Origin of the sequence: Bacillus sp. H1a (assembly GCF_000633475.1) — a bacterium.
In the GTDB taxonomy this organism is placed as follows: domain Bacteria; phylum Bacillota; class Bacilli; order Bacillales; family Bacillaceae_G; genus Bacillus_A; species Bacillus_A paramycoides.
The window spans coordinates 79,473-93,006 of sequence record NZ_AYMH01000003.1 but is presented as its reverse complement, the minus strand read 5'-3'; the positions used below and the strand labels follow the sequence as shown (position 1 = coordinate 93,006).

Below are 13,534 nucleotides of genomic sequence, written 5' to 3'. Positions count from 1 at the left end.
TCCGATTGAATAAAATGACTGGGGGAAGAGAAATGAGAGTAAAAGAGCAATTGTTAACTTTGAGAGCATATGTACCTGGGAAAAATATTGAAGAAGTAAAAAGAGAATATGGATTATCAAAAATTGTGAAGTTAGCATCGAATGAAAATCCATTTGGCTGCTCTACACGTGTGACAGAAGCGTTAACTTCGTTAGCGAATCAATATGCTCTCTATCCAGACGGAGCAGCTTTTGAGCTTCGTGAAAAAGTAGCAGAGCATTTAGGTGTAAAAGCGGAACAACTTTTATTTGGTAGTGGGCTAGATGAAGTCATTCAAATGATTAGTCGTGCTTTGCTACATAATGGAACGAATGTTGTCATGGCGAATCCTACGTTCTCGCAATATCATCACCATGCTGTTATTGAAGGAGCGGAAGTTCGTGAAGTACCACTTGCAGATGGCATTCACGATTTAGATGCAATGTTACAGCAAGTAGATGAGAAAACAAAGATTGTATGGATTTGTAACCCGAATAATCCGACAGGTACATATGTAGAAAAACAAAAATTACTTTCATTTTTAGAATCAGTTCCAAAGTCAGTGCTCGTTATTATGGATGAAGCATATTATGAATATGCAGGGGCAGAAGATTACCCGCAAACATTGCCTCTTCTTGAAAAGTATGAAAATCTTATGGTGCTGCGCACATTCTCAAAAGCGTATGGTTTAGCTGCTTTTCGTATCGGATATGCGATTGGTGATGCAAAGCTTATAGGACAGTTAGAGGTAGCGAGGCTACCGTTTAACACATCAACTATCGCACAAGCGGTAGCGGTAGCTGCAATAGAGGATCAACAATTTTTACAAGAGTGCGTAAAGAAAAATACCGAAGGGTTAAATCAATATTATGCATTTTGTAAGGAATATAACGTATTCTATTATCCATCTCAAACGAATTTTATTTTCTTGAAGCTCGGTATACCTGGTAATGAAGCTTTTGAACGATTAATGAAAAAAGGATATATCGTTCGTTCTGGTGCAGCATTTGGTATACATGATGGTATTCGTATTACTGTTGGGCTTAAAGAAGAAAATGATGAAATTATTGAATTGCTTACGGAACTTGTAAAAGAACAAGTGAAGAAAGAGGAAACGTATTCTTAATAAATAGTGAAGGCTCCTATTACAGGAGTCTTTTTTATTTGAACTGTAATAAGGGGAGTTGTTTGCACGTTCCAGAAAGAAAACGTTACAATAGAGGTAGACGTATAAGAAGAACTGCTATACATATGAGTTATTTAAAATGTGAGGAGGATACAGTTTGAAACTAGTAGGACGAAAAAATAGTTTGAATGGAGAAATTGTTGTTCCAGGAGATAAATCTATTTCACACCGTGCTGTTATGTTTGGGGCAATAGCGGAAGGAACGACAAGAGTATCTAATTTTTTATTAGGAGAAGATTGTTTAAGTACAATTGCATGTTTTCAAAAACTAGGTGTTAAGATTGAACAGAGTGGTAACGATGTCACGATTTATGGTAAAGGGTTAGAAAATTTACAAGAGCCAAAAGAAGTAGTAGATGTAGGGAATTCAGGTACGACTATTCGTCTTATGCTTGGTATTTTATCTAATACGCCGTTCCATAGTACTATAATTGGTGATGAATCAATTGGAAAACGTCCTATGAAACGTGTTACAGACCCGCTTAGCAAGATGCATGCTCAAATTGATGGTAGAGAAAATGGACAGTATACCCCTTTATCTATTCGTGGCGGAAGAGTGAAAGGTATACACTATCATGCACCGGTAGCAAGTGCACAAGTGAAATCAGCAGTTTTACTTGCAGGTTTGCAAGGAGAAGGTGTAACTACAGTAACAGAGCCTATGCAGTCTCGTGATCATACGGAAAGAATGTTACGTGCATTCGGTTGTACAGTAGAGGTTAATGAACGGACCGTATCATTACAAGGTGGACAACAACTTAAAGGGACAGAAATAAAAGTTCCAGGAGATATTTCTTCCGCAGCATTTTTCTTAGTAGCTGGTGCAATTGTCCAAAATAGTAAGCTTGTATTGAAAAATGTCGGTTTAAATCCAACGAGAACAGGGATTTTAGATGTTTTAACAAAGATGGGTGCACGTATTTCTATCGATAATATTAGAAATGAAGAGTTTGAACCATGTGGGGATATTACGATTGAAACATCGAAGCTAAAAGGAATAGAAATTGGCAGATCTCTTATTCCGAGATTAATTGATGAAATTCCCGTAATCGCTTTATTAGCGACGCAGGCTGAAGGAATTACTGTTATTAAAGATGCTGAAGAGTTAAAAGTGAAAGAAACAAATCGTATCGATACAGTTGTAGATGAACTAGGGAAATTAGGTGCGAAAATTGAAGCTACGCCAGATGGTATGATTATATATGGTAAGCAAAATTTAAAAGGAAATACTGTTAATAGTCACGGCGATCATCGTATAGGGATGATGCTTGCAATCGCGTCCTGTATTGTAGCTGGAGAAGTTAAAATAGAAAATAGTGATGCGGTCGCTGTATCTTATCCGAACTTTTTTGAACAATTAGCTGCGCTATAAGAGAAAATGTATGAAGAAGCATACTCATTCTAAAGGTTGCGTTCTTACACCTAGTTGCTTATGATAAATGAACAGAAGAGAATATTTTTTAGAGTTAAAGGAGACGTTTATGCAAAAGTTTGAACAAGCTGTTTCGTATATTGAAAATGGTGAAGCAGAAAAAGGATTACAATTATTAAAAGAACAACTACAAGTTGCTAATGATGAAGAGAGGTATGATATCGCTCGTTACTATCATACACTTGGGTTTATGGATGAGGCGTTAGCAATTATTGAAGATTTACGCTTGTTATATCCAGAAGAAAGTGAATTTACGTTATTTTTAGCAGAGTTATATATTGATTTAGATAAAGAAGATGAAGCTATTGAAGTGCTTCATGATATTCCAGAAAATGATGATCTATATGTTCAATCGCTATTACTTGTTGCGGATTTATTCCAAATGCAAGGTTTTGATGATGTAGCAGAGCATAAGCTATTAAAAGCGAAAGAAATAATGCCAGACGAGCCTGTTATTACGTTTGGGTTAGCAGAATTGTATAGTAGTAAAGGAGAAGAGCAAAAGGCAATCACTTATTATGAGTCGTTACTAGCAGAACATAAAGTAATGGGTGGTGTTGTCATTGCACTTCGTCTAGCAGAAACTTTAAGTGCTATTGGGAACTGGGAAGAGGCAATCTCATATTATGAAGCAGGGTTAGAGGAGCAAAAAGATATTCACTCATTATTTGGATATGCCTTCACATTATATCAAGGGGAAGAATATCAAAGAGCAATTGGTGCTTGGCAAGAATTAAAAGAATTAGACCCTGAGTACGCATCGTTATACATGTATTTAGCGAAAAGCTATGAAAAAGAAGGTATGCTTCAAGAAAGCTATGAAACACTTCACGAAGGAATTAAAGTAGATGAGCTTTCTGTTCCTTTCTATGTAGAATTAGCAAATATTGCAGCGAAATTAGGGGAAATAGCGGAGGCAGAAGAAGTGCTTCAAAAAGCACTTGAGCTAGATCCGGGACATTTAGGTGCGACATTAAAATATGCGTATATTTTAAAAGAACAAGAGAAATATGAAGAGCTAATTGCAGTTGTAGAGCGAACTATTGATAGCGGAGAGCCAGATACACAGCTACTTTGGGATCTTGCATTTGCAAAAAAACAATTAGAAATGTATTCTGATGCATTAAAACACTATGAAAGTGCATATACTTCTTTTAAGAATCATCCAGATTTCTTGGAAGAGTACGGTTATTTCTTGTTAGAAGAAGGAATGCGAAAAGAGGCGAAAGAAGTATTTACTCAGTTAATACAACTAGACCCGACACAAATTCATATTGAAGAATTGTTATATAATTTAGAGGATTTTTCATAAGTTGGAAGGAAACTGAATGCCGCTTCTTGAATCTAAAAAGAAAAGAGAAAGACAGAGGAGGGACTTAAGCGCTATGAATACCCCTGTTTCTGTAAACGAGAAGAAGGATTTTGTCAAATGGTTTTTGAATAATTACCAACTGAAACAGCGTGAATGTGTATGGATTTTGAATTATTTAATGAGTCACGATCAATTAATGCATAAAGTCCACTTCGTAGAACATGCAAAATTTTGTCCACGTGGCTTAGTAATGTCAGCAAATTGTGTGAAAGATACACCGTTTCACTTTTTTAAACAAAATGTAATGACAACAGATGCAGAAAAGTCGTTTCATGATATTCGTTTGAATCGAGATGAGGATATTTATATTCAACTTAATTTTAAATCGTCGTTCCAAAATGCAAATTATGTAGCTGTGTTAGAAGAAAATCCATATTTGCCAAAGCATATTGAAGTGAATGAAAAAGATCGTTTACTTGCAGAGCGATTTTTAGAAGAAAGTGTATTCTCATTTAGAAGAGAGCGTCTTTTGAAACAAATTGATGAAGCGCTGGATAAGCAAGATAAGGAAGCATTTCACAAGTTAACAGCGGAGTTAAAAACTTTATAGAATTTATTTGGATTATACAATTTTTACAAATTTCAGAGTCTTTTAAGAAAAACTACCTATTATTAGGTAGTTTTTCTTTTTTTACCTCTTTTAGTATGGTTTAATATATATAAAGTGAAAGTTCTGTCATTTTAAGTGGAGGAGGGGAGAAAAGTGAAATGGATTGTAAAAGATGTGGAACAGTTTGAGCAAGCAAGGGAGTATGTAGATACAGGGATTATACCACTTGTGTCAATTTCGGCAGCAAAAGAAATGAAAATGGTTGTAGAACAAGGTGAGTTTATTGAGGCTTTGAGTATGGAGTTGGAAAGGGAATATAAAGGAAGAGTGCTTTTATTACCCGCATTTACGTATTTAGTAGAAAGTCAAAAGAATGAAAAAGACCGTTTGCAAGAATGGACAGACCATTTGCAAAGGCAAGGTTTTAAGCATATTGCCTATGTGACAAGTGATTTTTCATGGAAAGAAGATATGCAAGAGTTACAAGGGGATTTATTTTGGTTTCCCTCATTGGCGTTAGAACAATTTAGTGATCAAGCGAAGAGAGAAGTCATTCACGCTCATATAAAAAATATAATGGTAATGTTAGAAGAAAAATGGGGAAAGCAATAATAAACAGAAAGTTCTTATTATTATGAGTAGTATGATATTGACCTGTGCATGAGGGTATTATATCATGATAGTGTCCTAGTTTTTATTTTTTATATTATTTTTCACGAGGGGACAATTTCTGATAGAGGGGGGAAATTTTCGTGAGCGAGAAAGAACATCGTGTGTCAAGAAGACAGTTTTTAAATTACACACTTACAGGGGTAGGAGGCTTTATGGCAGCGGGTATTTTAATGCCGATGACGCGATTTGCGCTTGATCCGGTGTTAAGAAAAGAAGCAGGAACGGATATGGTTGCTGTTGCACAAGTAAAGGATATTACAACAGAGCCGAAGCGTTTCGACTTTAAGGTGAAGCAGGTTGATGGTTGGTACAAGTCTGAAGAGCCAAAATCAGCTTGGGTTCATAAAGATGAAAGCGGAGACATTGTTGCGTTCTCTCCAGTATGTAAACATTTAGGATGTACAGTTAACTGGAATTCGGACAAAGCACATCCGAATCAATTCTTTTGCCCGTGTCACGGGGGGCGTTATACAAAAGATGGGATTAACATTAAAGGCACACCGCCCCTTGCTCCGCTTGATGTGTACGAGTCTAAAGTGAAAGATGGAACGCTGTATTTAGGAAAAGCGAAGCCAAGAGGGGGTGGAAAGTAGATGCTAAATAAAATTTATGATTGGGTAGATGAACGATTAGATATTACACCAATATGGCGCGATATCGCTGATCATGAAGTACCTGAACATGTAAACCCGGCACATCACTTTTCTGCATTCGTCTATTGCTTTGGAGGACTTACCTTTTTCGTTACTGTAATTCAAATTTTATCTGGAATGTTTTTGACGATGTATTATGTGCCGGATATTAAAAATGCTTGGGAATCGGTTTACTATTTACAAAATGAAGTTGCTTACGGGCAAATTGTTCGTGGTATGCACCACTGGGGTGCTAGTCTCGTAATTGTAATGATGTTTTTACATACACTCAGAGTTTTCTTCCAAGGTGCGTATAAAAAGCCTCGTGAGTTAAACTGGATTGTTGGTGTTCTTATTTTCTTTGTTATGTTAGGTCTTGGCTTTACCGGATATTTATTACCGTGGGATATGAAAGCGTTATTTGCTACGAAAGTAGGGATTCAAATTGCAGAGCAAACGCCGCTCATTGGTCCTTATATTAAAACATTACTCGCTGGTCATTCCGAAATTGTTGGCGCTCAAACATTAACTCGCTTCTTTGCTATTCACGTCTTCTTCTTACCAGCAGCACTTCTAGGTTTAATGGCCTTCCACTTCATCATGATTCGCAAACAAGGTATTTCCGGTCCGCTATAAGAGATTGCTAAATTAAAGGGGAAAGAACTAAAGGAGGGAGATTATGCATCGCGGCAAAGGGATGAAGTTTGTAGGAGATTCTCGGGTACCAGTAGCTCGGAAACCAAATATTCCAAAAGACTATTCTGAATACCCAGGAAAAACAGAAGCATTTTGGCCGAATTTCTTGTTAAAAGAATGGATGGTTGGTGCAGTTTTTTTAATCGGTTATTTATGTTTAACAGTGGCACATCCGTCACCGCTTGAGAGAATGGCGGATCCAACAGATGCAGGATATATACCACTTCCAGATTGGTATTTCTTATTTTTGTATCAGTTATTAAAGTATTCTTATGCTTCAGGTTCATTTACTGTAATTGGAGCATTTATTATGCCAGGGATTGCGTTTGGAGCACTACTGTTAGCTCCATTTCTTGATCGAGGTCCAGAAAGACGCCCATTGAAGCGTCCTGTAGCAACTGGATTTATGCTTTTGGCGATTGCGTCGATTATCTTTTTAACTTGGGAATCTGTAGCACACCACGACTGGGAAGCTGCTAAAAAACAAGGTGCAATTGTAAAAACAACACAAGTTGATAAAAATGATGACGGCTACAAATTAATGCAAAAAAATACTTGTTTAACATGTCATGGTGACAATTTACAAGGTGGTGCAGCAGCACCGGCTCTACAAAACTTAACTTTAAAACCAGAAGAAATCGCTAAAATTGCGAAAGATGGTAAAGGTGCAATGCCTAAAGGTGTATTTAAAGGAACGGATGAAGAGGTGAAAAAGCTTTCGGAATTCGTTGCAAAGTATAATAAAAAATAATAGAAAAGCTGACTGCAAATTTTGTAGTCAGCTTTTCTATTTAGTTAGAGGAAGTTTGTTATAATAGAGTAGGATTTAGTGAATGAATTACTTTGCTTGAAAGGTGTTGGACATACAGATTGGTTTACGTGTATGCAATGTTAAGACAGCGCTCAGTGTTATTATTTTTATTGATTGTTAACATATTAGGCACAATTTACGGGTTTATATGGTATGGAAATCAATTAAAAGAAACGTCTCTAATATTTTGGCCGTTTGTGCCAGATAGCCCGATGGCAAGTCTCTTTTTTGTATTTGTTTTAATTGCCTTTTTGAAAAAGAAAAACTGGGGATTAATAGAGGCGTTGGCGATTGTTTCTTTAATAAAATATGGTATATGGGCTGTTGTTGTAAATGGAATTATGATTTATGTAAAAGGTCCTATTGGTATTATGGGCTACATGTTAATGCTTTCTCATTTTGCAATGGCTGTGCAGGGAGTACTATACGCTCCGTTTTATCGGATAAAAAAATGGCATTTCGTTGTAGCTGGGATATGGACGTTACATAATGATGCAATCGATTATTTATTTTGGCAAATGCCGAGATATGGAATTATGCATTTGTTTGTAGAGGAGATAGGCTATTTTACGTTTTGGTTAAGTATTGCTGTACTATGTATTACATATTATTATTGCTTACGTGAGCATCGAAAACAGTTTTCTTTATGATGTTAAAATCTAGGGGGAGAAAATGAAGGAAAATAAGATTGGTATAAAAATATTGGATCGGATGATCACTTTAGTTGTTTCATATAGCATAGCATTTTCTATTTTCGCTCTCGCGACAATGGCAGTGGTATATGGAAAGTGGCTATATTATTTTGAAATTGATTTTTTAAACATTCCAGATTTAGCGGATATGACAAAGGATGAAATTAAGAGAAACTATGATGTGCTTATTACATATTTATCTCCGTTTTATGAAGGGGCATTACAATTGCCGACATTAGATATGTCTACAAATGGACGAATTCATTTTGTAGATGTTAAAAACATTTTAGTAAAGATTCAATATATAATGTATGGAACGATTGTAATTGCTGTATTAGGAGGAGCGTATTTATTAAAAAAGAAAAAAGAAAAGTTTTTACTTCACGGATCGATTCTTACAATTATTTTTCCGATAGCTCTTACGTTACCAATTGCCATTAATTTTGAAAAGAGTTTCGTATTATTTCATAAGCTTTTATTTAGCAATGATTATTGGATGTTTGATATTGAAACAGATCCGATTATTTTAATGCTACCAGAAGAATTCTTTATGTATGCTGCATGTGTTATTTTATTATTGATTTTAACTGGTAGCATACTTTGCTACGGTGTGTATAAATATTTAGTGAAAAAGAAAAGGATTTCAAAGAAAAAATTCTCTGTTTAAAGAGAATTTTTTTTGTTTCCATAGAGATAATATATTTTTCGGTTTTGTTCTGTTCTATTCTTGTCCAACTCTACATATTTTGTACTAGTAGTTATAGGGGGGACCGGGATGAAGAGAACATTAATTGGACTAATAGCATTTCTAATTTTAATGTTTCCAGTACGTATATATGCTGAGGAGTGGAGTGAACTAACTGGATTGTTAGATGATTCTTTGCAGTTAGTTAAGCGGAATGAAGATGAAAAAGCAATACAAGTATTGAAACGTTTTTCGGAACAGTTTGTATTAAAGGGAAATGAAAAAAGCAAACCAATAAACCCAGATCAATTTAGAGTGATCTCTTTAGCGTATGACAAGGCGATTCAATCTCTCTCGGAGGAAAATGTTGTAGGAAAGCAGATCAAAATTGATAATATGTTAGCATTACAACTTGCAGTTGATGCACAAGTATCGAAATATCAGCCACTTTGGATGGAAAGAGAAAGAAAGATAATGGATGCCTTTTCTCAAGTGGAAAAAGCGATGAAAAAAGAGGATGATGGACAGTTCCAACAGGCGCTAAATACGTTTTTAAATGAATTTAATATTATTTATCCGAGTTTAATGATTGCCCTGCCAGATAACGAAGCGCAGCGGGTAAACGCGCATTTATCTTATTTGGATGAATTTCGTAACGTTATGTTAAAAACGAAAGGTGGACAAATGCAACTAGGAATTATTAAAGGTGATTTACAAAAAATATTTCATACAGTAAAAAAAGATGAGATTGCTCCCTCTCTCATTTGGTTTATGACAATTACTGGGGGACTTATTTTATTTACTTTAACGTATGTTGGATGGAGAAAATATAAAGGGGAAAGAGAGAAGCGGAAAAGTAACTTGCATTCTAAAAATAGATAATGCGTATAAATAAAGATCCGGATTGTAAGGTTTATTTATTGACAATGATGGAAGAAAAAAATAGAATGAGAAGTACTATAATTAAAACTTCAATGGAGGTTTATGATGTTTTATTTAATTTACTTCGCGATCATTTTGATCATACCGTTGTATGCACAGTCAAAAGTACGTAGTGCCTATAGCAAGTATTCACAAGTTTATTCAACATCAGGTATGACAGGAGCGGAAGTGGCTCGGAAAATTTTAGATGAAAATGGATTGTATAATGTAGCTGTAGAAGAAACGCCAGGTCATTTATCAGATCATTACGATCCAACTGCAAAGACAGTTCGATTATCAACAGATAACTATTATGGACATTCAGTTGCTGGTACAGCAGTAGCAGCACACGAAGTAGGACACGCAATTCAAGATGCGAAAGATTATAACTTCATGCGTGTACGCCATTCGTTAGTGCCAGTTGCTAATTTTGGTTCAAATATGTCTTGGATTTTCGTCCTAATCGGTGTATTTGCACAAATGTCTGGTTTATTGTTACTAGGAATTATTTTAATGGCAGCAGGTGTGATTTTCCAACTTGTTACATTACCAGTTGAGTTTGATGCATCAAAACGCGCAATGCAACAAATTGAAGCACTAGGTATCGTATCGACAGATGAATACGGTCAAGCTCGTAAAGTATTAAATGCGGCAGCATTAACATATGTAGCGGCAGCTGCTGTGGCAGTATTTGAATTATTACGTCTCGTATTAATTTATACTGGTATGCAGCGTAGCGACGATTAAAGACTATCAATTTTGATAGTCTTTTTTTGTTTTGTGGATTGAATCTTATAATACGCTATAAATGGAAATAATAGAGATAATGAGAGGTCTAGAACTAGTAATAATAAATATAAGTGTGTAGTGGTGAAAGAAGGTGACAGAAATAATATATCCAGATCATTTGGTAAAACAAGTGAAGGAGCGTAGCGTTTCGTATCAATTAGAAGGTTTTTTAAGTGGACAAGGCCCTGAAAACCCGAAATTAATGATTGTTGGAGAAGCACCTGGTGAAACAGAAATTTATAATGGCATACCGTTTAGCGGAAAAGCCGGAAAACATTTAATGGAGTTTTTAGAACGTATTCACATCAAAAGGGAAGAAGTGTACATTACGAGTGCAGTTCGAAGTAGACCGTTTAAGTGGCGCGAGAAAAGAGAGCGAAATGGCGAATTAATACAGAAAAAGTATAATAGAACACCGAATCAAGGCGAAATACTTGCACACGCTCCGTTGTTAGATTTTGAATTGGCACATATGGATCCGCCAGTTATCGTTACACTTGGTAATGTTGCGTTAAAACGTTTAGCCGGAAAGAATAAAAAGATTACGGATATTCATGGGCAACTATTAAAGCAGCCGATTCAAAAACTAAAAGATATAGATCATGCAGAGTTTATATGGACTGAAAAAGAATATAAAATTTTTCCTACCTTTCATCCGGCTTCAATTTTTTATAATCGTAGTTTATTGGAGTTAATTTACGAGGATTTAGAGAAGCTGAAGCAATATATAGCAATAAAAAACTAGAAAAGCCATGTGGCTTTTCTAGTTATGTTTAATTATGTAACGGGTTTTTATTTTCATCTAATGTAAATCCTTCGCCGACGACATCGTGTACATCGCTCACAGCAACAAACGCGTGAGGGTCTACAGAAGTAATGATATTTTTTAATTTCACGATTTCATTTTTAGCTACAACACAATATAGTACATTTCGTTCAACTTTTGTATAGGATCCAACAGCTTTTAAAAAGGTTGCCCCGCGCTCCATTTCTGATAAAATTTTTGCAGCAATTTCATCGTTCTTATCAGAAATAATAGTTGCTCCTTTTGCTGCATAGGCTCCTTCTTGCATAAAATCAATGACCTTAGCCCCGATGAAAACAGCAACTAACGTATACATACCTTCACGGTATGATAAATATGTAAGAATAGAGATGACAATAACGACTGCATCAAACATAAACATCGTTTTTCCCATACTCCAGCCAACATATTTGTGAGCTAGCCTTGCGATAATATCAACACCGCCAGTAGTCCCACCATATTTAAATATAATTCCAAGGCCGATACCGATAAATGCCCCGGCGAATAAAGCAGCAAGTGTCATATCATTTTGCAAGTTTAAATGTAAGTTGAGTACTTCGTAGCGCTGGAAAATCCATAGGAATAAAGACACGCTAAATGTACCTATTAATGTGTAGAAAAACGTCGTTCGTCCGAGCAACTTCCAACCGATGAAAAATATAGGGATATTTAAAATCAAGTTTGTATAAGAAGGGTCAAAAGAAAATAGAAAATATAATAATAGTGTAATGCCGGTAAATCCACCTTCTGCTAGGTGATTTTCAATATTGATATTCACAATACCGAAAGAAAAAATAGCGGAACCGATTAAAATGAAAATGATATTTCGAATCTTTAAGTTTGCTGTCATATAGAAATCCCCCTAATTATGTATGGATTTGCATTGCTCCGCTTAAACGGTAAAACATAATAAGTTATTTCTAGCTGCTAGTAAAAATAGTAAACGTCGTAAGAGGCCGATTGGTTCGGGCTAATCTTTTGCGAAAAAGCACGCAAAAGAAGTTTCACTTTATTATAGTCTATCCAAAAAAGGGTCGTAAATAGTGATATGAGAGAATAATATTTGTCAAATCGCGATGAATTGGCTAACATGAAAGAGGAAGGATTAGAGGTGAATAGTATGGAAACAAAAACGATGAAAGATATGCAGAAAGAAGTAGATGCATATATTGGTCAATTTAAAGAAGGTTATTTTAGTCCGCTTGCAATGGTGGCCCGTTTAACTGAAGAAATGGGAGAGCTTGCAAGAGAGGTTAATCATTATTATGGTGAGAAACCGAAGAAAACGACTGAGAAAGAACGAAGTATTGAAGAAGAGCTTGGAGATGTATTATTTGTTATGATTTGTATGGCAAATAGTTTAAATATTGATTTAGAAACAGCGCATAACATTGTAATGGATAAATTTAATACACGTGATAAAGATCGCTGGACACGTATTGATGAGGGAGAGAAAGAAGCATGAAAGAAATTAAAGTAATTATCGCCGGACCAAGAGGACGTATGGGACATGAAGCAGTCCTTCTTATGGAAAGAACAGAACATTTCAATTTAGTAGCAGCAATTGACTATAAACATGGCGGAGAGAAAATCTCTGATTTACCAGGAATGCCTGCGTTAGATGCGCCGATTTACGCCGATTTACATACTTGTTTAGATGAAGTAGAAGCAGATGTGTTGTTAGATTTAACAACGCCAGAAGTTGGGAAACAACACGTTACACTTGCAGTTGAGCGTGGACTACGTTCTGTTATTGGTACGACAGGATTTACAGAAGAAGAGCTTAAACATTTAACGGAAACTGCAAAAGAAAAAGAAGTAGGAACGATAATTGCTCCAAACTTTGCGATTGGTGCAGTACTTATGATGAAATTCTCTCAAATGGCAGCGAAGTACTTCCAAGATGTGGAAGTGATTGAGTTGCATCACGATCAAAAGTTAGATGCGCCATCTGGTACTGCTGTAAAAACAGTAGAATTAATTCGTCAAAACCGCGAGCCAAAGCAGCAAGGCCATCCTAATGAAATCGAACAACTAGAAGGTGCACGTGGTGCAAATGTGGACGGTATTCATATTCATAGCGTACGTTTACCAGGACTTATTGCGCATCAAGAAGTGTTATTTGGCGGAGATGGACAAATGTTAACAGTTCGTCATGATTCATTCAATCGTGCATCATTTATGTCAGGTGTAAAACTATCAATTGAAACAGTAATGAACCTTGATCATCTTGTGTACGGTTTAGAAAATATTATCGACTAAAGGGGAGACA

General features: G+C 35.8%; 16 protein-coding genes. 15 read left to right on the top strand and 1 reads right to left on the bottom strand.

What is annotated here, in order from left to right; translation table 11 throughout:
* Nucleotides 1–32: 32 nt before the first annotated feature.
* The 13 genes from hisC (at nt 33) to U860_RS0102075 (ending at nt 11,202) form a co-directional block, all read left to right on the top strand.
* Nucleotides 33–1,145, top strand: a complete 1,113-nt coding sequence (gene hisC, locus U860_RS0102135; protein WP_025147228.1) for a histidinol-phosphate transaminase — start codon at nt 33–35, stop codon at nt 1,143–1,145.
* 157 nt (nt 1,146–1,302) lie between these two features.
* On the top strand, nt 1,303–2,577 hold the full coding sequence (gene aroA, locus U860_RS0102130) for a 3-phosphoshikimate 1-carboxyvinyltransferase (protein WP_025147227.1): 1,275 nt from the start codon (nt 1,303–1,305) through the stop codon (nt 2,575–2,577).
* 109 nt (nt 2,578–2,686) lie between these two features.
* Nucleotides 2,687–3,949 (top strand): tetratricopeptide repeat protein, encoded by a 1,263-nt coding sequence (locus U860_RS0102125; protein ID WP_025147226.1) that lies wholly within the window; start codon nt 2,687–2,689, stop codon nt 3,947–3,949.
* Nucleotides 3,950–4,022: 73 nt separating this feature from the next.
* The gene (locus U860_RS0102120; RefSeq protein WP_025147225.1) at nt 4,023–4,559 is read left to right on the top strand and encodes a ReoY family proteolytic degradation factor; all 537 of its coding nucleotides are present in this window, start codon (nt 4,023–4,025) and stop codon (nt 4,557–4,559) included.
* A gap of 153 nt (nt 4,560–4,712) precedes the next feature.
* Nucleotides 4,713–5,171, top strand: a complete 459-nt coding sequence (locus tag U860_RS0102115) for a YpiF family protein (protein WP_025147224.1) — start codon at nt 4,713–4,715, stop codon at nt 5,169–5,171.
* A 140-nt stretch (nt 5,172–5,311) separates the two neighbouring features.
* Complete coding sequence (gene qcrA, locus U860_RS0102110; RefSeq protein WP_002171169.1) at nt 5,312–5,824, top strand: menaquinol-cytochrome c reductase iron-sulfur subunit; 513 nt, start codon at nt 5,312–5,314, stop codon at nt 5,822–5,824.
* Complete coding sequence (gene qcrB, locus U860_RS0102105) at nt 5,825–6,499, top strand: menaquinol-cytochrome c reductase cytochrome b subunit (protein ID WP_000932700.1); 675 nt, start codon at nt 5,825–5,827, stop codon at nt 6,497–6,499. It begins immediately after the preceding gene.
* Nucleotides 6,500–6,542: 43 nt separating this feature from the next.
* Nucleotides 6,543–7,310: a menaquinol-cytochrome c reductase cytochrome b/c subunit gene (gene qcrC, locus U860_RS0102100; RefSeq protein ID WP_002171170.1), complete on the top strand. Its 768-nt coding sequence runs from the start codon at nt 6,543–6,545 to the stop codon at nt 7,308–7,310.
* A gap of 119 nt (nt 7,311–7,429) precedes the next feature.
* On the top strand, nt 7,430–8,020 hold the full coding sequence (locus U860_RS0102095) for a DUF1405 domain-containing protein (protein WP_025147223.1): 591 nt from the start codon (nt 7,430–7,432) through the stop codon (nt 8,018–8,020).
* A gap of 22 nt (nt 8,021–8,042) precedes the next feature.
* On the top strand, nt 8,043–8,729 hold the full coding sequence (locus U860_RS0102090; protein WP_025147222.1) for a TIGR01906 family membrane protein: 687 nt from the start codon (nt 8,043–8,045) through the stop codon (nt 8,727–8,729).
* A 108-nt stretch (nt 8,730–8,837) separates the two neighbouring features.
* A complete protein-coding gene (gene ypjB, locus U860_RS0102085) occupies nt 8,838–9,629 on the top strand; it encodes a sporulation protein YpjB (protein ID WP_025147221.1) in 792 nt (263 codons plus the stop codon).
* Between the two features lie 105 nt (nt 9,630–9,734).
* Nucleotides 9,735–10,415 (top strand): zinc metallopeptidase, encoded by a 681-nt coding sequence (locus U860_RS0102080; protein WP_002171174.1) that lies wholly within the window; start codon nt 9,735–9,737, stop codon nt 10,413–10,415.
* A gap of 133 nt (nt 10,416–10,548) precedes the next feature.
* Entirely contained in the window at nt 10,549–11,202 is a 654-nt protein-coding gene (locus U860_RS0102075; protein ID WP_025147220.1) for a uracil-DNA glycosylase, read from the top strand.
* A gap of 28 nt (nt 11,203–11,230) precedes the next feature.
* Here the strand turns inward: U860_RS0102075 and U860_RS0102070 are convergent, their stop codons facing one another.
* Nucleotides 11,231–12,112, bottom strand: a complete 882-nt coding sequence (locus tag U860_RS0102070; protein WP_025147219.1) for a YitT family protein — start codon at nt 12,110–12,112, stop codon at nt 11,231–11,233.
* Nucleotides 12,113–12,382: 270 nt separating this feature from the next.
* Here U860_RS0102070 and U860_RS0102065 point away from each other — a divergent pair, with 270 nt between their 5' ends.
* A complete protein-coding gene (locus tag U860_RS0102065) occupies nt 12,383–12,727 on the top strand; it encodes a nucleotide pyrophosphohydrolase (protein WP_050447062.1) in 345 nt (114 codons plus the stop codon).
* The gene (gene dapB, locus U860_RS0102060; protein ID WP_002171178.1) at nt 12,724–13,524 is read left to right on the top strand and encodes a dihydrodipicolinate reductase; all 801 of its coding nucleotides are present in this window, start codon (nt 12,724–12,726) and stop codon (nt 13,522–13,524) included. Before U860_RS0102065 ends, dapB begins: the two co-directional genes overlap by 4 nt.
* Nucleotides 13,525–13,534 lie beyond the last annotated feature (10 nt).

Bases quoted from the DNA above. Each gene is read 5' to 3' on its own strand.
- hisC (WP_025147228.1), top strand. From the start codon at position 33: ATGAGAGTAAAAGAGCAATTGTTAACTTTGAGAGCATATGTACCTGGG.
- U860_RS0102125 (WP_025147226.1), top strand. From the start codon at position 2,687: ATGCAAAAGTTTGAACAAGCTGTTTCGTATATTGAAAATGGTGAAGCA.
- U860_RS0102120 (WP_025147225.1), top strand. From the start codon at position 4,023: ATGAATACCCCTGTTTCTGTAAACGAGAAGAAGGATTTTGTCAAATGG.
- qcrB (WP_000932700.1), top strand. From the start codon at position 5,825: ATGCTAAATAAAATTTATGATTGGGTAGATGAACGATTAGATATTACA.
- qcrC (WP_002171170.1), top strand. From the start codon at position 6,543: ATGCATCGCGGCAAAGGGATGAAGTTTGTAGGAGATTCTCGGGTACCA.
- U860_RS0102090 (WP_025147222.1), top strand. From the start codon at position 8,043: ATGAAGGAAAATAAGATTGGTATAAAAATATTGGATCGGATGATCACT.
- ypjB (WP_025147221.1), top strand. From the start codon at position 8,838: ATGAAGAGAACATTAATTGGACTAATAGCATTTCTAATTTTAATGTTT.
- U860_RS0102080 (WP_002171174.1), top strand. From the start codon at position 9,735: ATGTTTTATTTAATTTACTTCGCGATCATTTTGATCATACCGTTGTAT.
- U860_RS0102070 (WP_025147219.1), bottom strand. From the start codon at position 12,112: ATGACAGCAAACTTAAAGATTCGAAATATCATTTTCATTTTAATCGGT.
- U860_RS0102065 (WP_050447062.1), top strand. From the start codon at position 12,383: ATGGAAACAAAAACGATGAAAGATATGCAGAAAGAAGTAGATGCATAT.
- dapB (WP_002171178.1), top strand. From the start codon at position 12,724: ATGAAAGAAATTAAAGTAATTATCGCCGGACCAAGAGGACGTATGGGA.